At 58.6% G+C, this 23272-nt stretch carries 21 protein-coding genes; 8 read left to right on the forward strand and 13 right to left on the reverse strand.

The annotated features are described in order from the left end of the window. Positions 1 to 33 precede the first annotated feature (33 nt). Positions 34 to 1215: an alkane 1-monooxygenase gene (locus T9A_RS15895; protein WP_035250429.1), complete on the reverse strand. Its 1182-nt coding sequence runs from the start codon at positions 1213 to 1215 to the stop codon at positions 34 to 36. A gap of 165 nt (positions 1216 to 1380) precedes the next feature. Here T9A_RS15895 and T9A_RS15900 point away from each other — a divergent pair, with 165 nt between their 5' ends. Next, positions 1381 to 2409, forward strand: a complete 1029-nt coding sequence (locus tag T9A_RS15900) for an AraC family transcriptional regulator (protein ID WP_035250432.1) — start codon at positions 1381 to 1383, stop codon at positions 2407 to 2409. 51 nt (positions 2410 to 2460) lie between these two features. Here T9A_RS15900 and T9A_RS17405 read toward each other — a convergent pair whose 3' ends face one another. Next, positions 2461 to 3882 carry a fatty acid desaturase gene (locus T9A_RS17405; protein ID WP_035250435.1) on the reverse strand — a complete coding sequence of 474 codons (1422 nt, stop codon included), beginning with the start codon at positions 3880 to 3882 and terminating at the stop codon, positions 2461 to 2463. A 325-nt stretch (positions 3883 to 4207) separates the two neighbouring features. Between T9A_RS17405 and T9A_RS15910 the strand changes: the two genes are divergently transcribed. Continuing rightward, on the forward strand, positions 4208 to 5674 hold the full coding sequence (locus T9A_RS15910) for a flavin-containing monooxygenase (protein ID WP_035250438.1): 1467 nt from the start codon (positions 4208 to 4210) through the stop codon (positions 5672 to 5674). Positions 5675 to 5760: 86 nt separating this feature from the next. On the opposite strand, the gene T9A_RS15915 is transcribed toward T9A_RS15910, so the two are convergent. Next, a complete protein-coding gene (locus T9A_RS15915) occupies positions 5761 to 6201 on the reverse strand; it encodes a YchJ family protein (protein WP_035250441.1) in 441 nt (146 codons plus the stop codon). Beyond that, positions 6198 to 6782, reverse strand: a complete 585-nt coding sequence (locus T9A_RS15920; protein ID WP_052043109.1) for a TetR/AcrR family transcriptional regulator — start codon at positions 6780 to 6782, stop codon at positions 6198 to 6200. Before T9A_RS15920 ends, T9A_RS15915 begins: the two co-directional genes overlap by 4 nt. A 93-nt stretch (positions 6783 to 6875) precedes the next feature. On the opposite strand from T9A_RS15920, the gene T9A_RS15925 reads away from it, so the two are divergent. Beyond that, positions 6876 to 7292: a VOC family protein gene (locus tag T9A_RS15925; protein WP_035250443.1), complete on the forward strand. Its 417-nt coding sequence runs from the start codon at positions 6876 to 6878 to the stop codon at positions 7290 to 7292. A gap of 16 nt (positions 7293 to 7308) precedes the next feature. Here the strand turns inward: T9A_RS15925 and T9A_RS15930 are convergent, their stop codons facing one another. Beyond that, the gene (locus T9A_RS15930; protein ID WP_035250446.1) at positions 7309 to 7866 is read right to left on the reverse strand and encodes a gamma-glutamylcyclotransferase; all 558 of its coding nucleotides are present in this window, start codon (positions 7864 to 7866) and stop codon (positions 7309 to 7311) included. A 77-nt stretch (positions 7867 to 7943) separates the two neighbouring features. On the opposite strand from T9A_RS15930, the gene pdxH reads away from it, so the two are divergent. Both pdxH and T9A_RS15940 read left to right on the forward strand, forming a co-directional pair. Beyond that, positions 7944 to 8573, forward strand: coding sequence for a pyridoxamine 5'-phosphate oxidase (pdxH, locus tag T9A_RS15935; RefSeq protein WP_035250448.1), 630 nt, complete (start codon positions 7944 to 7946; stop codon positions 8571 to 8573). 138 nt (positions 8574 to 8711) lie between these two features. Then, positions 8712 to 9323 (forward strand): response regulator transcription factor, encoded by a 612-nt coding sequence (locus T9A_RS15940; protein WP_035250453.1) that lies wholly within the window; start codon positions 8712 to 8714, stop codon positions 9321 to 9323. Here T9A_RS15940 and T9A_RS15945 read toward each other — a convergent pair. Beyond that, the gene (locus T9A_RS15945; RefSeq protein WP_035250456.1) at positions 9320 to 11059 is read right to left on the reverse strand and encodes an ATP-binding response regulator; all 1740 of its coding nucleotides are present in this window, start codon (positions 11057 to 11059) and stop codon (positions 9320 to 9322) included. The two genes, T9A_RS15940 and T9A_RS15945, sit on opposite strands and share 4 nt — an antisense overlap. Positions 11060 to 11220: 161 nt before the next feature. Here T9A_RS15945 and T9A_RS15950 point away from each other — a divergent pair, with 161 nt between their 5' ends. After that, positions 11221 to 12771 (forward strand): hyalin, encoded by a 1551-nt coding sequence (locus T9A_RS15950; protein WP_035250458.1) that lies wholly within the window; start codon positions 11221 to 11223, stop codon positions 12769 to 12771. Positions 12772 to 12858: 87 nt separating this feature from the next. Here T9A_RS15950 and T9A_RS15955 read toward each other — a convergent pair whose 3' ends face one another. The 3 genes from T9A_RS15955 to atzF all read right to left on the reverse strand — a co-directional run bounded on the left by T9A_RS15955 (position 12859) and on the right by atzF (position 16486). Further along, a complete protein-coding gene (locus T9A_RS15955; protein ID WP_035250461.1) occupies positions 12859 to 13794 on the reverse strand; it encodes a bile acid:sodium symporter family protein in 936 nt (311 codons plus the stop codon). A gap of 84 nt (positions 13795 to 13878) precedes the next feature. Further along, on the reverse strand, positions 13879 to 14655 hold the full coding sequence (locus tag T9A_RS15960; RefSeq protein WP_084573538.1) for a GntR family transcriptional regulator: 777 nt from the start codon (positions 14653 to 14655) through the stop codon (positions 13879 to 13881). A 40-nt stretch (positions 14656 to 14695) separates the two neighbouring features. Then, a complete protein-coding gene (gene atzF / locus T9A_RS15965) occupies positions 14696 to 16486 on the reverse strand; it encodes an allophanate hydrolase (protein WP_035250465.1) in 1791 nt (596 codons plus the stop codon). A gap of 309 nt (positions 16487 to 16795) precedes the next feature. On the opposite strand from atzF, the gene T9A_RS15970 reads away from it, so the two are divergent. Then, positions 16796 to 17644: a patatin-like phospholipase family protein gene (locus tag T9A_RS15970; protein WP_156964925.1), complete on the forward strand. Its 849-nt coding sequence runs from the start codon at positions 16796 to 16798 to the stop codon at positions 17642 to 17644. A gap of 117 nt (positions 17645 to 17761) precedes the next feature. Here T9A_RS15970 and T9A_RS15975 read toward each other — a convergent pair whose 3' ends face one another. The 3 genes from T9A_RS15975 to T9A_RS15985 form a co-directional block, all read right to left on the reverse strand. Further along, entirely contained in the window at positions 17762 to 18103 is a 342-nt protein-coding gene (locus tag T9A_RS15975; protein ID WP_035250468.1) for a hypothetical protein, read from the reverse strand. A 17-nt stretch (positions 18104 to 18120) separates the two neighbouring features. Then, positions 18121 to 18909, reverse strand: coding sequence for an aldo/keto reductase (locus T9A_RS15980; protein ID WP_035250471.1), 789 nt, complete (start codon positions 18907 to 18909; stop codon positions 18121 to 18123). Positions 18910 to 19021: 112 nt separating this feature from the next. Continuing rightward, positions 19022 to 20215, reverse strand: coding sequence for an FAD-dependent oxidoreductase (locus T9A_RS15985; protein WP_035250474.1), 1194 nt, complete (start codon positions 20213 to 20215; stop codon positions 19022 to 19024). Positions 20216 to 20351: 136 nt separating this feature from the next. Between T9A_RS15985 and waaA the strand changes: the two genes are divergently transcribed. Then, complete coding sequence (waaA, locus tag T9A_RS15990; protein WP_035250477.1) at positions 20352 to 21611, forward strand: lipid IV(A) 3-deoxy-D-manno-octulosonic acid transferase; 1260 nt, start codon at positions 20352 to 20354, stop codon at positions 21609 to 21611. 155 nt (positions 21612 to 21766) lie between these two features. Here waaA and T9A_RS15995 read toward each other — a convergent pair whose 3' ends face one another. Then, the gene (locus T9A_RS15995) at positions 21767 to 23173 is read right to left on the reverse strand and encodes a TolC family outer membrane protein (RefSeq protein ID WP_035250480.1); all 1407 of its coding nucleotides are present in this window, start codon (positions 23171 to 23173) and stop codon (positions 21767 to 21769) included. Positions 23174 to 23272: the final 99 nt, after the last annotated feature.

A 23272-nucleotide genomic window follows, 5' to 3' on the forward strand; every position in this document is an offset into this window, starting at 1 on the left:
GACTGAGCATGCAAGGAGTTATTCAAAGGCTCCCTAGGTGGTCTGTTTGATCTGGTATTTACGAATCAGTGCATCGCGCCGTGCCGGATCAAAGTTGATGTTGGCGGCTTCATAACCGGCGTGTTCCAGCATGCGTCGGTCCATGACCTTGAACCACAGCGGCGGTATATAGCTGATCAGGAACATACCGAAGTAGCCGTTGGGGAGCGTCGGCAGGCCCTCGAAATGACGCAGGCTCTGGTAACGGCGTGCGGGGTGCGCGTGATGATCTGAGTGGCGCTGCAAATGAAAAGATGCCCAGTTGGAGAACATGTGGTTGCTGTTCCAGCTGTGGTGCGGCTGGGTGCGTTCATAGCGACCATTGGCATCCTTGTGGCGGAGCAGACCGTAGTGTTCCACGTAATTGGCGGAGGTCAGCTGCAGGTAGGACCACAAGGTAGCGGCGGCAATAATGGGCAGCATTTTCCAGCCAAACAGGGCGATGATGCTGCCCCAGATGATCAGGCTTAGCACACCCGGTTGCAGAATCTCATTGTCCAGGGACCACACGGATTTGCCTTCCTTGTGCAGCCGCGCTTTTTCCAGGTGCCAGGCCCGCTTCATGGTGCCGGGAATTTCCCGCAGGGCAAACTTCCAGATGGATTCTCCCAGACGAGAGGATGCCGGGTCTTCCGGGGTGGCCACATCACGATGGTGGCCCTTGTTGTGCTCAATGGGGAAGTGGCCGTAGCCCACCGGCGCCAGTACCAGCTTGGCCAGCCAGCGCTCGGTGCGCGTTTTCTTGTGGCCCAGCTCATGGCCCAGGTTGATACCGGCGGCACCGCAGATGGTGCCGGTGAGCAGTACCATGGCAATGATGCCATGTAGTGGAAGTGAGTGGGTGCCAACAAACCACATGCCGAACAGGTACGCGCTCAGCAGGATCGGCACCAGGGCATAGGTCATTCGCCGATAGAACAGGTCGGCTTCCAGCTGTGGCACCACCTCTTCCGGCGGGTTGCTGCGGTCCTGGCCAATCAGCATATCAAGCAGCGGAATAGCCAGATAATAGAATGCCAGTGGTAACCACAGCAGCCAGGGCTCTCCGGTTGCCATCACCAATAGCGGGCCGAGGAAAACGGTGCCCGGAACAAAGAGAGACACAATCCACAGGTGCCGCTTGCGATCGCGGTACTCGACGCCGGAAGGGCCGACAAATACGCCAGCTTGACTCATGGTATGACCTCATTGGTTATTGGTGGTATCTGAGTTTCTTCATAGTGTTCCGGAAAGACCGGGGCGAGCACCCCTAGAGGTGGCAAAAAATCGTCATAAAGTGACAGATTAAACAGGGCGTTTAGGGGTAGGCTAGGGACTCACTCACTGACAGAAGAGGATCCGATGGCGCTTGGGGAAATGGACCGGTTGAAGCCGGCCATTCATCCGACCTACAGCCGTGTGCTCTGCGCGCACCTGAAGCGGGAGGGCTTCTGCGATGGGGATATCTTTTCCGGTACCCGGCTGGCCTGGCAGGAATTGTTGAGTGAGCATCGCTATCTTAGCCTGGAGCAGCTGTCGCGGTTGATCCGTCGGGCCTTGCGGTTGACCCAGGAGCCTTGGATCGGGGTGAAGATTGGCGGCAATACGCCGGTGTCATCGCACGGCGCTCTGGGTTATGCGGTCGCCTCGGCGCCGGATATACGCACATTGTTGTCTGTGGTGGCCCGCTTTGTGGGGGTGCGCCTGCAGCTGATCGAGCTAACCTTTGAAGAGCAGGATGGCTGGGGTCGGCTACAGCTGAAGGAACAAACGGACCTGGGTGACTGCCGGGAATTTTTGCTCGGTGCCCTGCTGGGCAGTTTTTTCCAGATGACCGATGCGGTGTCCACCGGCCGCTCCCGTGGCGCCCGGGTCCACCTGCCTTTCGAGCGCCCGGCCTGGGCGGAGCACTATGAACGTTTGCTTGGCTGTCCGGTGGCGTTTGATGCGGAGTGCTTTCTGATTGAGGTGCCAGCAGAGCAACTGGCATCTCCTTGCCTGACCGCAGACCCGGCCATGCACCGCAATGCCATTCGTGATTGTGAACACCAGCTCAAACAACTGGAAAAAGGCGGGCCGTTCAGTCAACAGGTCAGCCTGGTGCTACTGGATTGTCAGGGTGAGTTCCCTTCCCTGGAAATCATGGCGGAAAAATTTGCCATGTCGCCCCGCACCCTGATCCGCAAGTTGAAAGAGGAAGACACCCGTTATCAGCAATTGCTGGATGATGTGCGCAGTGAGTTGGCAGCCTGGTGGTTGACGGAAACCCAGTTGCCCATAGAGCGCATCGCCGAAAAGCTTGGCTACCAGGATACATCCAACTTCAGCCGAACCTTTCGACGCTGGTTTGGAATGCCCCCTCTCGCCATGCGCAAGGAGGGGGCGCTGTAAAAGACCCCGGCGTACACGGGGGGGATATTTAGGTTCGCCGGGGTTGTCCTCTCAGTGTTTCCTGAGGACAAAATCCACTTTTTCGCGCACCGCACAATCCGGGCACGGCCAGTCATTGGGGATTTGCAGCCAGCGGGTGCCCGGCGCAAAACCTTCCTTTTCTTCGCCGCGACTCTCGTCATACACATAGCCGCAATTGGGGCACTGGAACTGGTGTGGGGTGTCGATTTCCTGCTCCGCCTGATGGGCTTCCGCCACCGCGCCTTCCGCCACATCCGGTTCCGAGTCGGCGCTGTGATAGGTCACCGCCGGCTGTTGCCATTTCTTCAGCAGCTTTTCCCGTTTGCCCGGCTGCAGGTTGGCCTGGGTCAGGTCACCCTTGTAGTGCTGGTATACCAGCGGGTCCATCTTCTGGTACCAGACAAAAGGAATGTAGGCCGGCATCAACATGGAGGCATAACCCGAGGGCAGTTGTGGGCTGTCATCAAAGTGGCGCAGCGCCTGGAAACGCCGGGTCGGGTTGGCGTGGTGATCAGAATGGCGCTGCAGTTGATAGAGGAACAGGTTGGTCACGATGTGGTTGCTGTTCCAGGAGTGTCTTGGTTCGCAACGCTCATAGCGGCCGTCGGCTTTCTTCTGGCGCAGCAGCCCGTAGTGTTCCATGTAATTGATTACCTCCAGCAGGGAGGCGCCGTAGAACGCTTGCAACAGCAGGAAAGGCAGCACAATCCAGCCCAGCCACAGGGTCAGTAGCCCGAACAGCAACACTGTCATCAACCAGCCCTGCAGGTTTTCGTTTTTCAACGACCACAGCGGATCCTCGCAACGCTCCAGACGCTGGGCCTCGATGTGCCAGGCGGATTTGACGCTGCCGATCATGGTGCGCGGCAGGAACCGCCAGAAGGATTCACCCATGCGGGCACTGGCCGGGTCTTCCGGCGTGGCCACGTTCTTGTGGTGGCCCTTGTTGTGTTCCACAAAGAAATGCCCGTAGGCCACTGGTGCCAGGGTGATCTTGGCCAGCCAGCGCTCGGTTTTGGTTTTCTTGTGGCCCAGTTCGTGGGCGGTGTTGATGGCGATGCCGTTCACCGCGCCGACACTGAAGACAAGGCCTACCAATCCCCACATCGGCGTTTGTCCCTGGGCTACCAGCCAGGCGCCCATAATGGTGGCGAGATATTGCGTTGGGATATAGGCATAGACGATCAGGCGATAATACTTGTCGTCTTCCAGTTGCGGGACGGCAGATTCCGGCGGGTTGTTGGTGTCGGTGCCGATGACCCAGTCGGCCAGGGGAATGAGGCCGTACACCAACAGGGGGCCGCCCCAGAGCAGGCCGGGCCAGTCCCAGATAAACATGTAGATGAGTAGAAACGACACAGCCAGTACCGGAATGGCGGGGCTGAGTAACCATAGGTAACGTTTGCCGTCATGCCAGTCTGTAAAAGCGGTGGTTTGTTCTGCTGATTTCATGTCTCCACCCTGCATGCAAAGTTATCACTTTGAACCTTAATCGCTGATTTCAACGTGGCGGCAAAGGCTCATGTCATGCGCCGCGATGAAATCACGGTTTCAGTTTTAAGCTATACCCAATATTGCGGATGGCCAAGCCATGGTTTGTATTAACTTGGCAACCTTGCGGGGCTTTTCGCGGAAAGAATTTGCAGTGCGGTGGTGCGAATAAAAAGATTGTTAACGGCGATAAATTACGTTGGGATAGGGAGGGAAAGGAAGCGACACTGTTGCCGCAGAAGAAGCGACAGGGCCGGGTTTTCGCGGATTTTTCGGGAGACAACGGATGGAGAAAAACAGTAGCCACCACGAATTTGATGTGCTGATCATCGGCGCCGGGCTTTCCGGCATCGGCGCCGCCTGTCACCTGCAGAAAGAATGCGCCGGCAAGACTTTTGCCATTCTGGAGCGGCGTCAGGCCATGGGCGGCACCTGGGATCTGTTTCGCTATCCCGGCATTCGTTCCGATTCGGATATGTTCAGCTTCGGCTATGGGTTCCGCCCCTGGAATGAACTGCAGGTGCTGGCGGACGGGCCATCCATTCGCAACTATATTCACGAGACCGCCGATGAATACAGGGTCAGCCCGCATATTCATTATGGTCTGAAGGTCACCGGGGCGGCCTGGTCCTCCTCGGAGAATCGCTGGACTGTAACGGCGGAGCGCGAAGACAGCGGGGAAACGGAAACCTTTCTGTCCCGTTTTCTGATCGGCTGCACCGGTTACTATAATTATGATCAGGGTTATCTGCCGGAGTTTCCCGGTATGGACCGGTTTCAGGGTACCTGCGTGCACCCGCAGCAATGGCCCAAAGACCTGGATTACCGCGACAAGAAGGTGGTGGTGATCGGCAGCGGTGCGACAGCGGTGACACTGGTGCCGGCCATGGCGGAAGAAACGTCGCACATCACCATGCTGCAGCGATCACCGTCCTATATCTTTTCTGTTCCCGCCTACGACAAGTTTTCTGAATTACTGGATCGTGTGTTGCCGTCCGGTTGGGTCTACCGCATGGCCCGCTGGCGTAATATCAAGTTGCAGCGACTGATCTATGTGATCGCGAAAAAGTATCCCGACTTTACCCGCAAGCTACTGCTGTCCAACGTGAAACGTCATGTGGGGAAAGATTTCGACATGACACATTTTCAGCCCGTTTATCAGCCCTGGGATGAACGGCTCTGTGCGGTGCCGGATGCGGATCTGTTCCGGGATTTGCGCGAAGGCAAAGCCGACATAGTGACCGACCATATCGATACCTTTACGGAAAACGGTATTCGTCTCAAATCCGGCCGCGAACTGGACGCGGATATCATCATTGCCGCCACCGGTCTGAACCTGCAGGTGCTGGGGGGAATGAGCCTGTCCCTGGATGGCGAGCCCCTGGATGTGAGTGAGCGGATGACTTACAAGGGCGTACTGATGGAAGGCGTACCGAACATGGCCTGGATATTCGGTTATACCAATGCGTCCTGGACCCTGAAAGCGGATATCGCCTCGGCCTATATTTGCCGCTTGCTCAATTACATGGACGCGGAAGGGCTGACGGTCGTCACCCCGGAAGGGGACAGCGATCTGACCCTGGCAGACAGATCCATCATGGACGCCCTGGCCTCCGGGTACGTGAAACGTTCAAGCCATAAACTGCCGCGCCAGGGGAGACATCACCCGTGGAAGGTGGTCAACCATTACGGCAAGGATAAGCATATTTTACTGGAAGAGCCGGTGGAGGATGGCTTGTTGCGGTTTTCGTGACGGGAGAGAATTAGCTACGAGCTACGAAGTAATTCCACTATTTTTTTCTGTCTTGTAGCTCGTCCCTGGTAGCTAGAAGCTGATCATCACCCGCAACACTTCTTGAATTTCTTGCCGCTACCGCAGGGGCAGGGATCATTTCTGCCACGCTTTAATGCGCTGACTGAGGGTGTGCCGTCCAGGTAATACCAGTGGCCGTTTTCGCGCACGAAACGCGAGCGTTCTTCGAGTACGCTCAAGCCCTGACGATCCTTGCTGGTGGCGCAAAAGTGTACCCAGCCAGTATCTCCCTTTTCGCCACTGGCGATGATCTCCAGAGCCAGCCACTGCTGGTCGTCATCCAGGTCCAGCCCGACAGGGCGCTGGCTCAGGTGCCAGCTGCGGGCGATGTAGTCGGTATTTTTCATCGCAAAGGCGGAAAACCGCGAACGCATCAACGCTTCCGGTGAGGCTGCCGGCTTGCCCTGGTGGAGGGGCTGGCAACAGTGTGCGTAGTCCAGTCCGGACTGGCAGGGGCAAGCGCTCATGGGGTCTCTCCACTAAAGCAATCGAACAGCGCCAGCAGATCCTGGCGCAAGCGGGGCAGATTCTCGGCCCAGGGATCATTCAGTACCAGCGCATTCATGGCGCCGTTGAGCAACACGGTCAGTCCTTCGGCGCTGCCGGAAAAGTGCAGGGCGCCTTCTTCCATGGCTTCGCGAATGCCCTCACGCAACAGCGGGAAGCTGTAACGCTCGTCCAGGGCCCGCCAACGCTCCTGACCCAGCACCGAGGGGGCTTCGACGACCAGGATGCGTCGCACATCGTCCCGGGCCATGAAATCCACCCAGGCCAGGCTGCCAGCCTTCAGGGTGGCCAGGCTGCCGCGCTGCCCGGCGACGGCTTTCTCGATGGCTGCCATGGCTTCCCGGCTGAGCAGATCGCAAACCGCTTCGAACAGCTCCGCCTTGTTGCGGAAATGGTGGTACATGGCGCCCCGGGTCACCCCGGCACCGGACAGAATGATCTCCGTGCTGGTGTCCGCGTAGCCCTGTTCGGCAAACAAATGGCGGGCGGCATTGATCAGGCAGCCGCGGGTCTGGGCGCGACGTTGGGCATTGGTAGCCATGATGTCCTCTTCTGGTTGACAAACAGACTACCAGTTTGTTTTTATTTACTCAAAACAAACTACTTGTCTGTTTTATTCACAAGGAGGTATCAGATGAAGATCAGCGACCGTTACCCCATCGTGGTCACCGAGCATAAAGTGGCCTGCCGGGATTTCTGGCAACAGCATTTCGGCCTGGATGTGCTGTTCGACAGCGACTGGTTTGTGCTGCTGGGGGACGAGCAGCAGGGCAGCGTGGTGGCGTTCATGAGCCCGGATCATCCCTCCGCCCCACCGGGCCCGGAGACCTTTGGCGGGCAGGGACTGTGCCTGGAGATCGAAGTGGAGGATGCCCGTCAGGCGCTGGCGGATTTCCAAGCCAGTGACGGCCAGGTGGACTACCCGCTCAGCGACGAGCCTTTCGGCCAGCGCCGCTTCGGCCTGCGTGACCCGTCCGGTTTGTGGGTGGATGTGGTGGAGCAGATCGAGCCGCAGCAAGGCTATTGGGATCGGTATATGCAGGCGGTGTGAGGGGAGACGGCAAAGCCTACAGGCTCAGCAGGTGCCGTTCGATGGTAAAGACATGGTCGTCGTCAGCGTCCATGTCCCGCAACGCCTCGGCCAGCTGCAGCAGATAATCCCGGTTGCTGCCGCTGGGGCCCTGGCTGGTGGCGATGTGACGGGCAATCAGCAGTTCGTCGGTCTGTCCGAGAAAAGCGGCATTATCCTCGGTGGCAATATAGACCAGACCGTCCGCCTGATCCCCGTCGGCAAAGGTGAGCGGGGTGCGAAAGCGCAGGTAACCGTTTTTCTCCCGATGGTCGAGATGCTCGAACACATCCGGGGTAATCCGATACGCCATGCCGGTACAGAGGGCGCCCGGTGTCTGAATCAGGGTGACCACCCGGCCGGGGCGGTCAGGGGTGCCACGATGGTCATGGGATCCCTGCCAGAAACGGCGTGCCCAGTCGTGGATGGTCGCGGGCCGTCGTTCCAGAAAGGGAAAGTCCGCCTTGTAGATCAGCGAACCATAGCCAAACAGCCACACCGGCTGATGTGGGTCCAGGGAATGGCGGCGGCGGTTTTCTGCGGAGGTATCCAGCATGGTTTTCTTGATCCCGGTTCGGTGTCTTCACGGTAGCGGCGCTATACTGTTTGCTCAGTCTGAACGCCGGGGAGACCATGAAAGACGTACGCGAAGAATATCATGCCGAGGGCCTTAGCGAAGGGCACCTCCACGACAATCCCGTAGAGCAGGCCCGGCGCTGGGTGGATGAAGCCATCGAAGCCGGGTTCCCGCTGCCCAACGCCATGACCCTGGCCACGGTCAGTGCTGACGGCCAACCCTCTACCCGGGTGGTATTACTGAAAGGGATCGAAGGGGGCGGCTTTACCTTTTTTACCCATTACGACAGCCGCAAGGGCGAGGAGATTGCGGCCAACGCCAAGGTATCGTTCACCATGTTCTGGCAGCCCTTTGACCGGCAGATGATTGTGATCGGTGAAGCCAGCAAGGTGGATGAAGAGGAATCGGAAAGCTACTTTGCGTCGCGCCCCTACGCCAGCCAGATCAGCGCGGCCATTTCCCCGCAAAGCCAGCCGACCAGCCGGGAATGGCTGGAAGCGGAAGTGGAAGCCTTGCAACAGCAGCACCCGGAAGCGCCAGTGCCCCGACCTGCCAACTGGGGTGGCTATCGCATCACGCCCACGGAAATCCAGTTCTGGCACGGTCGGCCAAGCCGACTGCATGACCGTTTCCGTTACCGCAAACAGGCGGACGGGAGTTGGGTGAGGGAGCGGCTTGCGCCGTAAAATCCGCTCGAAAGGCCTTGTCGATCTATCGTTGTGCCGTCGCGGCGCGGTTGTGCTCGTTGAATGCAAGGACTTGCCGTGGAAATAATCTTCACTGTCTAATAAGCTTATAACCAGGATCGGGATAAGGCAGTACCGTTGAAGATTTTGATTGTGGACGATCATCAGCTGTTTGCTGATGCGTTAAGCATCACGCTCAAGCATGCCTATGCAGAGGCGAGTATTACCACTTGCGAACAGCCAAAGTGGTTGCTGGATAATCGCCAATTATTACCGGCGTATGATCTCGTGATTCTTGATCAGTCCATGCCTGATCTGGATGGGCTTACTCTGTGGAGCTTGATTGGCCGCCTGATGGGCGAGGCTAAAGTGCTGGTGTGTTCTGGCTCTGCCACAGAAACCACTGTGCGCCGGGCCGTGCAGTTGAAGGTCAATGGCTTCGTGGACAAAAGTGAATCGGTAGAACAGATCCTGTTTGCCATTCGTGAAGTCATGACTGGCCGTAGCTATTTTTCTGAATCCTTCCGGCTGATGGCCGGCACTGCCCCGGAAGAAGCGCTCACCCTCACTCGTCAGCAACTTGCCATTCTGGCCATGCTTCAAGATGGCCATGGCAACAAGGAAATCGCCCGCCAGCTGTTTGTCAGCGTGAACACCATCAAGACCCACCTGCGCCTGCTCTACGAAAAACTGGATGTGCCCAACCGCACTGCCTGTATCGAAAAAGCCCGTCAGATGGGGCTGCTTTAGGCTACGCTGCTGGGCGCGAGCATTTCCTCCAGTTTTGCGGTCAGGGTATCAGCGGCAACCGGCTTGAACAGCACATCGATGTCATCAGGCAGAGTCTGGATAAAATCCGGATTGGTGTTGCCGGTAATGATGAGTGTTGGCACGGGCTGACGAAATAAGGCGGTGACAGCTTCGATCACCGAGCCAGCATTGGTATGCGGCCCAATCTGATCATCGGTGATCACCACTGACGGCGGTGAACCGCGCTCTTTCAGTGCCTGCATGGCCGGTTCCAGTGCATGGTGAGCAGATACCGTTGCGCCCAGGCTGCCCAGCAACCCGCTCAGGGCTTCCGTGACGCGTTTGTCATCATCTATCAACAGCACTGTCAGTGTTTCAAACAGCGGCAGCGCATTGACCACGTTGTCAGCGGGCGGCGGCAGGCAGGTGGCCGCCGCCGGTAACGTCAAGGTGAAGGTGGTGCCTTCCCCCTTCCGAGACCGCATTTGCACCGGGATCTCGCACAGGGCACCCAGCCGGCTGACAATGGCCAAGCCCAACCCCAGTCCGTTCTGGATCGAACGTTGGTCATTGTCTATCTGCATGAATTCCTCAAACACGTCAGACTGGTAAATGTCGTCAATGCCGATGCCGGTATCCTCGATGTCCAGCAACAATTGTTTGTCTTGCTGCCGGGCGACGATACGGATATGGCCCTGTTCGGTGTACTTGAGGGCATTACTGACCAGGTTGCGAACAATGCGGGCGAACATGATGCCATCGGTGAAAATATGCTGGCCGGCCAGGTTTTCGATGATCACCGTCAATTGCTTGGCGCTTGCCTGGGGGCGTACCTCATCAAGGATCGGCTGCAGGGTATTGAGCAGATTGATAATACGCTTACGCGGTTTCAGTCGCTGTGACTGCAAGCGTGACAGCATGAGCAAGTGCCCCAGCAGTTCATTGCAGGAGGCAATGGCGGTATCCAGTTTGGCGACGATCTCGGGTTGTGGGGCGGCATTGTTTTTCAGCATGGCGGCATACAAGGTGGCCGCCTGCAGCGGTTGCCTCAGATCGTGGCTGGCCGCGGCGAGAAAGCGGGTCTTGCTTTCGCTGGCCTTGCTGGCGCGTTCACTGGCCTGTTCGGCTTCAATGCGCAGGGCAATGGTGCTGATTTGTGAGCGGTGGATGTAAAGGCTGAACAGCACCATGAAAATCAGATTGATTAGCGGGATCATTTTGATGATCCCGGGCGCCTCCGGTACGTAAACCAGAATAAAGGCCAGCCAGGCCAGATAGACCGGAGTAATGAAGCCGATAAAAATATCCGGATACACCCCCATGGACACGGACGGAATCGAGGTGGCCACCGACAGGATAACCAGACAGGTCAGCAGGGTTACCGGCGTGGCCCCTTGCAGGAAGAGATAAGGGAAACTTGACCAGAGCATCGCCCAGATCATGGCCAGGTAGAGGTTTAGTCGATGCCATTTTCGGGTTTTAGGCGCTTCGTGTTCCCGATGGGCGTTGTAAAACCGGATCAGGAAAAGCGATTGTGCTGCGACACAAAGCAGCACGGTATACCAGCCGATAAAGGGCGGTTCGGTACGCATCTCCAGAAAAAATAATGGCAGTGCCGCCGCAATAAAAAACGACAGCACCATGCGTGACCCCACCTCTTCCATGAACAGGTTGTGGCGCTCTTGAAGGATGCGTTCGCGATTTTCCGTCACCGCACGACGAAGGGTTTCTGGCATGGCTGGCAGGTTTGTAAAATGACGACGACCAGTCTAGCCCGATTATGACGGCGTGTAAGTGGCTCCCGGTGAAATTCACCCATCAGGGTGAAGAAGCGGCGTTCCCCCCGATGCTCTAATGAGCGTCTCTCTGGGATGAGTCACTAATCGGGGTAAACGTAATGATCAACAAGCAACTCACTCAACTGGCTGCCGCCATCGGCGTGGCCACCATGATGACCGCCTGTGGTGGCGGTTCTTCCAGCTCTGGCGGCGGTGGCACCACCGTGGCAGAAGGGGGCAATGGCTTTGTGGTATTTCCTGCGGCTGAAAGCGCCGGCGCCATTGCGGTGCTCCGTGCCACGGCAAGGGCGGCGCTTCCCACGGAATACCTTTACAAAACGGACGGTACCCCTGCCGGCACCAGCAAGATTGTTGATGACAATAACAACGGTTTTGAAGTGGGCCGCTTCGGCAGTGGTTACATGGCGGAGCTGGGCGGCACCTTCTATTTTGCAGGCAAGGACAGCAACGGCGATGTGGAGCTGTGGGCCACCGACGGCTCCGGTGCGGGGACAGAGCGTGTGGCGGACATCTACGCCAATGGCAGCGCCCAGCCGCACAATATGGTGCCGGCGGCAGGGAAGTTGTTTATGAATGCGGTGGTGGATGACGCCAGTGGTGTGGGCCGCGAGCTGGTGGTTTTCGATCCTGCTTCCGGTGCGGTAGAAGCACTGACGTCGACTATTGATGGCAGCCCGACCAGCAATGATGATCCTGAGTCCCTGACCCCGGTGGATGGCGGCCTGTTCTTCTTTGATCAGGATGCCGGAGATGTCTACTTCACCGATGGTACTGCGGCAGGAACCGCAAAGATTGCCACCAATAACGGCACCATCACCGGCGGCTCTCTGGCGAAATACCCGGAACTGATTGGCGATGATGATTGGCTGGGATATAACGGCAAGCTGCTGTTTACCGGGCGTTTCAACGCCACTGATGCTGAAACCCGCCTTTACGAGCTGGATAAGAATGGCAATATCGAGGAAATTGTCTTTGTTAATAACGGCTTCAACGTGCGACTGGATATCACCCAGAATGTGGTGACCAGCAACGGCAAGGTGTATTTCGTTGCGGATGCGGGCGCGAGTGTCCCGGACCTGCATATCTTCGAATATGATGGCAGTTCCGTCGTTAGACTGACCGGCGGCGAAGGCAGTCGTCCTTATAATGATGACCTGGTAGGCACGTCACTTGGTGTGTTCATGTACGCGGATCCAGGGTCAACCCCGTATCTTCTGCGCATTGATAACACAAATGGCTCTGCAGGCTCTCCTGCCGCACTGCTTGGTAGCGGAGATTACTCCTTCTCTGATGTTCAAGCCTTCTCCATGGTGGAGGCTAACGGTACGGTGTTCTTTGCGGCGGATACCGAGGGCGCCGGTGGCAGTGATTTCGGTACCGAACTGTGGAAGACCGATGGCACCTCGCAGGGGACGGAGCTGGTCAAGGATATCAATGATACTGCGGCGGGTGCAGGTTCGGAGCCTTTCCCGCTGGCGTTTATGTATCAGGTGCCTCCCACCGTGAATGGTGAGCTGGGCAGTAAGTACCTGTTCATTGCGAATGATGGCAGTTCAGGCTTGGAGCCTTGGGTGTCCGATGGTTCGGCCACGGGAACGGTTATCCTGAAGGATATCAGCGCTGGAGCGGGTAGCAGCGTGATCGACTGATTCAGGTTGTGAGCAATATCAAAGCGGGCCTCTGGTCCGCTTTTTTTATGGGCAGGGCCTTGCTCCCAAGTGATTTTGCTAATGATGCTATTCGTTGTCGCTACAAATGTTTGAACCAGAAGTATCATGTTGCCAGATTGTGGCCAGGAAGGATCCGGAAAAATTGTGCCAGATACTGAATAGCGCACCGGGTAGCGCGGCCATGGCACTGAAGTGCTTCACCGCCAGAGCCACTCCCAGCCCGGAATTCTGCATGCCCACTTCAATGGCGAGGGTGCGGGCGCGCTTTTTATCCAGGCGCAACAGCCGTGCGATGCCGTAGCCGCTGGCCAGGCCGAGACCGTTGTGGGCCACCACTGCAATAAAGATGGCCATGCCTGCCTGGGCAATGCGCCCCTGGTTCAAGGCCACGATAATCCCGATCACCACCACAATGGCGGCCACAGAAACCAGCGGAAAGACATCCCGTAGCGGTGCCAGCTGGCGGGCAAAGCGGGTATTGAGGAAACAGCCTACGGTGACTGGCAGCAGCACGATTTGCAGCAACGAAATCAGCATGCCATCAATGGGCACCGGGATGCGTTCCCCCAGATACACCCAGGTCAGCAATGGCGTGGCAACCACCGCCACCAGGGTAGAGGCAAAGGTAATGGCCACTGACAGAGCTACATCCGCCCGCGCCAGATAGGCGATCACGTTGGACGCGGTGCCGCCAGGACAGGCACCCACCAGCACCAGCCCCACCAGTAATTCCTGGGGAAGCTGCAGGGCGATGCCGATGGCAAAGGCGAGCAGCGGCATCAGGCTGTATTGCAGCAGCAGCCCCAGGCCGATAATGCCCGGCTGGCGTAGCACCCGCTGAAAATCCTCCCAGGTGAGCGACAGGCCCATGCCGAACATGATCAGCATGAGCAATGGCACAATAGCGTCTTTGCCGCCGACCAGCAGGGCTGGTTGCCAGTAGGCCAGCAGGGAAAACAGCAGGGCCCAGAGCGGGAACAGTTGGGTCATGCGGTTGAGCATCAAGGTCGCCTGTTCGTTGGGAAAGCGCCCAGTGTAAGCTGTCAGACGAAATCACGCACAGGAGTAAACCGTGAAAGCGGTGATTCAGGAAGAGGTATCCGGCTGTGGTATTGCGGCGGTAGTGGCCCCTCCCCTATGAATATGGCTTCTGATTGCAGCAGTGTTCTGATTGTTAGCATGGGCTTCCTGCAGCATGTGCAGGGTAATGTTGCGGACGGCATGTCGGGAGGATTCGATGTGGCTCTGCAGATGATGCTTGGCATCTTCAGCCTGGCCATTCTCAACGGCCTTGAGGATGGCGGCGTGTTCGTCATAGGTCGCTGCAATGCGGTCTTGCTGGGTGAAATCCAGGCGCCGGATGATACGCAGTCGTTCGGTAAGATCCTGATGAATGCGTTCCATTTCCCGGTTGCCCGCGGCGGCGACAAGTTGGCCGTGGAAGTTCTCGTCCATGACACTGACAGCAGGGCCGTCTGTTGGTCTTTCGATGGGTGATAGGCTCCATTGTTGCTTCAGTTGCTGCAGCGTTTGGTTTGCTGCAGCTCCCCTTGGGAGCTGGCAGAGGGTATCTACTGCTGCGCATTCGAGAACGGTGCGAACACCGTAGAGTTCTTCGAAATAGCGAAAATCAAACGGTTTCACCTGCCAGCCGCTGCGGAACAGCACATCCACATACGATTCACGCTGTAAACGAAATAACGCTTCGCGAACTGGGGTGCGTGAGGAGCCCATTTGTTCGGCTATATGGTTTTCGGTGAAACGGTCTCCGGGCAGCAGACGATAATTAAAGATGTCTTGCTTGAGTCGTATGTATATTTGTTCTGCCAGACTGGGATCTCTGTTGCCGGAATATCGGGTCATGAGAGTGTCTCCATCTGTTTCACTATGCAGCGGCCTATCCTTATCGGGGAGCGGTCTGATTCAGTGAATCGATATAGTGTTGCCACCCGCCCAGTTCGGTAATGTCGGTGGCGTCGTCGATAGCCCAGGGCTCGCAGATAAACCCTTTCACCCAGCGACCCTCCACGGTTTCCAGGCTGCCAATGCCCAGCGGGGCGGGGATCAGGCCGACAAAGCTGCCGAAGTGTTCGATGGGCATCTGCCACAGTTCGATGGGAATGCTGGTGCCGCCGTCCTTTTCATTGCGGATCAGGCCGGGCTTGGCGGGCACTGTGTTGGCCAGGGCGTAGAGGCGGTAGCAGGGTGCGGTGTGAGTGGCTTCCAGCAGCACCGCATCACGCTCGGTGAGCTGGCTGTTGAGTGGCATGCCGGTGAGGTGGGCGCCCACTACGGCCACGGTGATGGTGTTGTCATCGTCAATGGTGGTGGGTGTTTGTGGTGCGGGCAGATCCAGTCCGGTGGCGCCGGCCTGCCAGGGCTGGTGTTGTTGCCAGCGTTGCCCGAAGTCGGCCAGGGCATGGTCGTGCCAGGCCGGGGCGATCAGGGTGAAGCCACCGGGCAGGCCGTCATCACGAAAGCCGCCGGGTAATGCCAGGGCACACAGGTCCAGCAGATTGACGAAGTTGGTCCAGGTGCCCAGTTGGCTGTTCAGGGTGATGGGGTCGTTGCGTACTGCGTCGCGGGTGTAGATGCCCGGCGCCGTGGGTAGCAGCAGAGCATCCACCTCGGTCAGCAGAGTGTCGGACTGTCGCTTGAGTTCGGCGAGCCGGTATTGGGCGCGGAAGCTGTCAACGGCGGTGAGTTGTGCGGCGGGCTCGAGGATGTTGCGAATAACCGGCAACACCGCGTCGGGCTGCTTGTGCAGCAGGGCTTCGGTGACGGTGAAGCGTTCGGCGACCCAGGGTCCTTGATAGAGGAGGGCGGCAGCATCCTGCAGCACCATGGTGTCCACGGTAACCAGTTCGGCAATGCGGCTGAGGCTTTCCAGTTGCTGCTCCCAGAGCGCTTTCGCCCGGGTATCACCGAACCAGGGCAGGTCTTTGGGGATGCCCAGTCGGGGGCGGGACGGAAGCCTGGTGCTTTGTCGAGAGGGTGCCTGGCGACAGTAGGCATCGTCGCTATCGAACTGGCCGATGATGCGGTAAACGGTCTGGGCGTCTTCCACGTTCAGGGCAAAGACGCTGACACAGTCCAGTGTTCGACAGGCTGGCACAACACCTTTGGTGCTGGCGGCACCGCGGGTGGGTTTTAGGCCCACGGTATTGGTAAAGGCGGCGGGAATGCGCCCGGAGCCAGCGGTGTCAGTACCCAGGGAGAAGGGCACCAGCCCCAGGCTGACACTCACTGCAGACCCGGAACTGGAGCCGCCACTGAGGTAGTCGGGGTTGAACGGGTTGGGCACCTCACCATAGGGGGAGCGGGTGCCAACCAGCCCGGTGGCGAACTGATCCAAGTTGGTTTTGCCCACCAGAATCGCGCCGGCCTCGCGCAGTAGTCTGACCACGGTGGCGTCTTCCTGCGGCGTGTAGGCAAAGGCGGGGCAGGCGGCGGTGGTGGCAATGCCGGCCACATCAATGTTGTCCTTCACCGCAAAGGGAACGCCATATAAAGGCAGATCCGGGTCGGTCAGGGCGTTGGCCTGGGCAAGCAGAGAGGACTCGTCCAGCAGGTGAATCCACAGGGCACGCTCGCTGTCGTGCAGCCGCGTTACCAGTTGTTTCATGGCCTGTACCGGGGTGAGGTCACCGCTGCGGTAGGCCGCCTGCCATTGTTGAAGAGTCCAGCCAATCATTCGTTTGCACACCTGGTTGTACACAAGTTGGTATGCGGACTTGTGCAAAGGCGGTGCCAAGCCGATAAAAATATTTTAAGTGGCTGTTTTTACAAAAGTTAAATCTCTGATGGCTGACGTTATCGGCTGCAACCGTCAGGCTGGTATGCGCCACGCTGATGCAGCTGCGCCGTAAGAGTGCAAAAGGTTGCGTGGCGGCAAGTCGCTGCCATTGCCGGTAACGATGGCGGGAAAAGTGAGGTGCTATTTCCGCTTTTGGCCGTGTGTTGGCAGAGTGGACAAGGATGTCGGATCAAACAGGAGGCGTGCATGTCCTCGCGAGCTCTGGTTGTGGAAGGGGGCGCCATGCGCGGCATTTTTGCCGCCGGGGTGCTGGATGCCTTTCTGGAAAAAGATTACCGGGAATTCGATTTTGCGGTGGGGGTGTCCGCCGGTTCTACCAATCTGATTGGTTACCTGGCCGGAGATCATGGGCGCAGTCGGCACATCATTACCGATCACGCCTGCCGTGCAGAGTTCATCAACTGGCAGCGCTTTATGAGCGGCGGTCATCTGTGTGACGTGCACTGGTTATGGCATCAATCCTTGCAGGATGTGCCGCTCAGCCTGGGTCGGCACTGGCAGTCGCAGACGCCGCTATGGGTGGTCACCACCTCGGTGGAAGATGGTGCGCCTCGCTACCATCAGGCGACGCCGGATAATCTGAATGAGATCATGACAGCGTCCTGCTCCATTCCTTTTGCCTACCGTCAATTTCCCACGGTGAACGGGCATCCCATGACCGATGGCGGGCTGGGCGATTCCATTCCGGTGCGTTGGGCCTATGAGCAGGGCGCCAGGGATATCACTGTGGTGCTGTCCCGGCATCAGGGGTATCGCAAGAAGCCCAGCGCGCTGACGCCGTTGCTGAAACCCTGGGTCAAGGATATGCCGGGGTTGTATGCGGGTATGCTCAAACGCTCGCAAGCCTACAATGACGCGCTGGAATTCATCGATAACCCGCCGGCGGATTGTCGGATAACCGTGATCGCGCCGGATCGGGATTTTCCCGTGAACCGCTTGACCACCAATGGACAGAAGCTGGAACAGGGCTATTGGCAAGGGCATCAGGCGGCGTCGGTGGCGCTGGGCGTGCAGCCATTAGAAGCGGTGGGTTAACTGGTGGGTTACGCCCTTCCGGCTAACCCACCCTACACCAGTCAGGTAAGGTCAGCGCACGCGCGGCGCTTGCAACGCAATCTGCGGTCTCGAAACCCGGCGGCTTTCCATTATCAATTATTCATTATCCATTTTTAATGGTTCTTCACAGCGCCACGTCCACGCTTCCAGCTCCATGCGTTGAATGCCGCGATGATGGTTGTCCATCAGAAATACGCGCCGGTCTTTCAATACTGCCCGGTTGCCATCGGCTTTTTTGACGGCCTTGAACAGTTTCTTTTTGGCGTTGTTTTCGATCCAGGCGTCACTGAAAAACAGCCCCTGGAGTTTGCCGCCGGTTTCTATGGTGACGGTATCGCCGGCCTGGCAGCCGCTGGGTGCGGTTTTCAGAAGATAGACCTTGTCGGCCTGGCTGCTTGAGGCCAGTAATAACAGCGCGATACTGAGCAACCTGCGCATAGGGGTTCCTTTTTTTGTTATTCGCCGCAGGCGCGGCGTGCTTTTTCCACGTTCTCCCGCAGATGTTGCGGGTTGATGGTGCCGGCTATAATACTGCCGACGCCAGCGGTGCCAAGGATCTTGTTCATGCTTTCCTGCACCGGGTCCTTCCCCTGGTTGTGCAGATGGCCGCTGGCAAAGGCTTTCTTGATCAGGATGCCCTTGTTCCGGGCGGCGGCATGTTCGATCACCGGTAGCTCTTCATCATGGGTCAGGTTGTAGGTGACCATGGCCACGTCCGCCTGGTTGAGGGTGTCGATGCCGCCGGCCACGGTTTTGCTGGACATGCCGGTGGCGCGGATCAGGCCGGCCTTCTTCAGATCGTTCAGTGCATCCAGGGTGCCCATGTTGAGGACATCCAGATCGTTGCCATCGGAATGCACCAGCACGCAATCCAGGTAGTCGGTGTTGAGTCGCTTGAGGCTGCGTTCCACCGAGGTGCGCACATGCTCCGGGGAGAAATCGAAGTGGCTGTCGCCGCTATCGTTGTCGAATTCCTCGCCCACCTTGGTAACGATGACCCAGTGCTGGCGATCCTGCAGCAGTTGCCCCAGTCGCTCTTCGCTGCGGCCATAGGCCGGTGCCGTGTCGATCAGGTTCAGGCCCAGATTCCGGGACTGGGCGATCAGTTCTATTACTGCCCGGTCATCGGGAATGGTGAAGGCGCCAGGATATTTCACCCCCTTGTCGCGGCCGATCTTCACCGTGCCCAGACCGAGAGCGCTGACGGTTAACCCTGTGTTGCCCAGCGGGCGCATGAAGGACATTAAGACTCCTGAAACATTCTCGCTGTAGGAGCGCCGCTTGAGGCGCGAATTGTACTTGGGAAAGCCGTCGCAAGCAGTTTCGCGCCTCAAGCGGCGCTCCTACAGAGGGTAATTAAAAACAGCGGTGCCAGTACGGCACACCCATGGGCGCCTGTTCCAGCTCTGCCGGTACCGTTAACGGTGCCCCCGGCTCCAGCCCGCTCTCTTCCACCAGTGCCATCACTCTGTCGCCCAGATCCGGGGCCAGGGTGAGTTTGGTGGGCCAGGCGACGATCAGGTTGTGATCGCGGTGGGCGTAGGCGTTGTCCGGTTTTACCAGCGCCTGTTGTTTCGGTTCGGCGCGGGTCACGTTGAGGACGGCAAACTCGGCCTGGCTGAAATCGAGCCAGGGAAACAGCTGCTTTATTTCGGCACGGCCGGCGGCCAGTTGTTCCTGATCGCTGCGTTCCACGCCGCGCTCGGCCAGGTCGCCGCCCAGATACCAGACCACCTTGCCATCCGGGCAGTCATGGGTGGTCACGGTGAGCACCGGCTTGTTGCTGGTGCCGACGCAGTGGGCGTAAAGGCGGTGGCCCAGGTCGTGTTTCACCAGCAACATTTTCAGCGGGCGTAACTGGCTGTGTTCCTCGGGCAGCAGATGGGCCTGATGGGCGCCGTCCAGCAGTGCCGGGTTGCCATTGCCAGCGGACAGGATGGTCAGGGCCGGTTCGATACGCTGGCCATTGACGGTCACCGCATTCAGCCCTTTCTCTCCCCATTCCAGGGTATCGCGTCCCATATCGAAGGCCAGCAGGCGTTCACGCACCGGCGCGGCCAGGGCGTCGATCAGTGATTCGGTATTGATGACCAGGTCATCCAGCTTGTAGACATTGCCCTTGAAGGCTTTGTCCGCCAGGGCGGAAGGGAAATGGTCCCGCTTCAGTTTTTCGATGCGCCCGCGCAGCATCTTGCTGGCGAAGAAGTTGGTCATGCGCGAGGCCACCGAGCCACTGGACCACATGTGCTGGGTATCGCTGAGCACTTGCAGCTGGCGCAGGTCCACCGGATCGTCGCCGGCCATGGCGGCGCGCCACCGGTCCGGCATGGTGGCAATGGATTCCGATTCACTGGACAGGTTGCCGCTCAGGGCATACTTGAGGCCGCCGTGGATAATGCCCTGGCTGGCCAGGGTCTGGTCGCCGCCCAGGGTGTCGGTTTCCAGCAGCAGGCACTGGTAACCGGCGGCGTTGAGCCGGTTGATCAGCCACAGGCCGGCAATGCCACCGCCGAAGATCAGAATGTCGGGTTTCAGAGGGGAGTGATTCATGGCTCACCATCGGAGAAAGTTGCCGCTATGCTAGCATAGGCTGCGCTGCGGGCACGCAAGCAGGCAACAGGCATGACCCTGGTTTTCCTGTAGCGTGATGCAGGCAAGCAGTCCTTACATCGAGACAAGAGCGCCTATGCAAACCCTTTACTCCTTTCTTTGGTATTTACTGCTTCCGTTACTGTTTTTACGCCTGTGGCTGCGCGGTCGGCAGGCGCCGGCCTATCGTCAGCGCTGGAAGGAACGCATGGCCTGGGGATATCGCCCCGGCACCCTGAAAAACAGTATCTGGGTGCATGCGGTGTCGGTGGGGGAAACCCTGGCGGCGGTGCCGATGATCGAGCGGTTGCTGGCGGATTATCCGGATACGCCACTGCTGGTGACCACGACGACACCCACCGGTTCGGAGCGGGTGAAAGCCCTGTTCGGAGATCGGGTGACCCATGTCTATTGTCCCTGGGAATTGCCCACTGCGCTGAATCGCTTCCTGCGTGCCTTTGATCCAAAAACGGTGATCGTGCTGGAAACCGAACTGTGGCCGAACCTGTGTGCGGCGGTGAAACGTCACGGTGCCAAACTGATGTTGATGAACGGGCGCTTGTCGGAGAAAAGCTATCGGGGCTACCGCAAGCTTCCCCGCCTGGTGCGACCGATGATGGCGCGCTTCGATGCCCTGGCGGTGCAGACGCCGGTGGAACGGGAGCGTTATATCGCCCTGGGTGCCTGGCCGGAACGGGTGCATGCCATCGGCAGCGTGAAATTCGACATGAGCCTGGACGATACGGTCCGGCAGGCGGCGGCGAGCTTGCGTGGGGAGATTGGCGAGCGACCGGTGTGGATCGCTGCCAGTACTCACCCCGGCGAGGATGAGCCTGTACTGGCAGCCCACCAGGCATTGCGGCAAGTACTGCCCAATGCGCTGCTGGTGCTGGTGCCCCGGCATCCGGAACGGTTCGACAGCGTAGCGCAATTGATTCGCCAGCAGGGGCTCGAACTGGCCCGGCGCAGCAGGCAGGAGGCTATCGCTGCCGACACCCGGGTTTACCTGGCCGATACCATGGGCGAACTGCTTATGCTGTTCGGTGTCGCGGATGTGGCGTTTGTGGGTGGCTCGCTGGTGCCGGTGGGCGGACACAATTTGCTGGAGCCTGCCGGCTGGGGCAAGCCGGTCGTCACCGGGCCCCACCTGCACAATTTTACCGCCATCGCCGGACTGCTGGATGACGCCGACGCCCTGGCTCTGGTGGATAATGCGGATGCTCTGGCCATCGCCCTGCAGGCGCTGTTCCGTTATCCGGAACAACGCCAGCGTCAGGGGCAGGCGGCAGCGGCGGTGGTGGAAGCCAATCGTGGGGCGCTGGAGAAAGGGCTTGAACTGATTAGTGAACAGTTATAGATAGGGCTGTTGTAGGAGCCATGCTCGCATGGCGAACCCCTCGAAATGAGGTGAAAGCACCGCAAAGCGAGAAGGCGTATCCGATTCCTAAAGTGAGATTCGGGGAATGCTGCAACGCCTTTTCCTCGCTCAAGCATGGCTCCTACATTGCTCTTTCAGTACCGCGCGTCCGGCACCAGCGCGTCGCTGCGGCCTTCCAGATCCGGTTGGTAGATGTTCAGGGTGTTGGTGTCCGAGAGCCACTGGTTGATGCCTGCCAGGTCTCCCTGCTGAAGGTCACCGGTGGTGGATTTCAGGGTCAGGGAGTTGATGATGTAGTCGTAGCGGGCATTGGCGTAGTCGCGTTCGGCGGCGAACAGCGCCTGCTGGGCGTTGAGCACGTCCACCACATTACGGGTGCCTACCTCGTAACCGGATTGGGTGGCTTCCAGGGCTGAACGAGCGGAGCGGATGGCCTGCTTGCGGGCGCTTACGCGCAGGGCATCGGACTCCACTGTGCGGTAGGCGCTGCGGGACTGCTGAATGATATCGCGCAGGGCCTGCTGGTATTGGTAGACCGCAGCATCTGCACGCAGGGCGGCTTCTTTGCGACGGCTGTTGAGGCCACCGCCCTGAAACAGAGGCATGGTGACTTCTACCCCGATCTGTTTGGTGTCGCTGTCCGGGTTGACCCCGGTAGCAAAGCCTGTGGCGCTATTGTCTTCAGGGATGGAGTTGGCGTTCTGGTACTGGGCAACAAATTGAACCTGGGGAAGCTGGGCTCCCAACTGGCGTTTGGCCGTTTTTTCTGTCAGTTCGGAATTATACCGGGCGGCCAGAACCTGGGGGTTTTGGGACTGGGCCTTGTCGATCCAGTCATTCATGTCGGCCGGTTGCGGGCCTTTCATGGGCAGTTCGTCTTTGAGTTCAGAGAGGGTTTCCCAGCGTTGACCGCTCAGCGATTCAAGCTGATCGCGGGCGATGTCATATTGTTGCTGGGCGACAATCAGGTTCACCCGGGTCAAGTCATAGGTGGCCTGGGCTTCTTCCACATCGGTGGCGGGCACCAGTCCCACATCGAAACGTTCCTGGGTCTGTTCCAGTTGTCGGCCGATGGCTTTTTCTTCGGCCTTGGCGGAAACCAGGGTGTCCCAGGCGCGCAGGACACCGAAGTAGCCCTGGGCCACGCGCAGGACAAAATCCTGTCGGGCCTGTTGGAAATTGGCCTGGGCAATATCGGTGCTCGACTTGGCTTCTTTGTAGCCGTACCAGGCATCCATGCGGAACAATGGTTGCGTCAGTTGCACCGTGGTGGTCTCGGTGCCGAATTCCTGGGTGACGCCCAAGTCCTTCAATTCACGCTCTGTGTCATACCGGCCGTAAGTGGCGGAAACAGTGGGGAACAATGCCGCGCGGCCTTGCACCAGCAGTTGCTGGTCCGCGTCCCAGCTCATGCGGGCGGCTCGCCAGGTGCCGTCATAGCTCCAGGCGGCGTTGGCGATCTCGACCAGATCGGCGGCGTGGACGGAACTGGCCAGTGAGGTCAGCATGAGAACGAGGATCTTGGTTGGGCTGCGCTTCATTCTGGTGCACTCTTTCCTGGGTGAGTTTGGTCATTATAGTACTGGGTGGTACAGAAAATTGATACGGCTTCTGTCACACCAGTGTCGCGGTTGTTTGGC

It is taken from the genome of Alcanivorax jadensis T9, from assembly GCF_000756655.1.
GTDB classification, from domain to species: Bacteria; Pseudomonadota; Gammaproteobacteria; order Pseudomonadales; family Alcanivoracaceae; genus Alcanivorax; species Alcanivorax jadensis.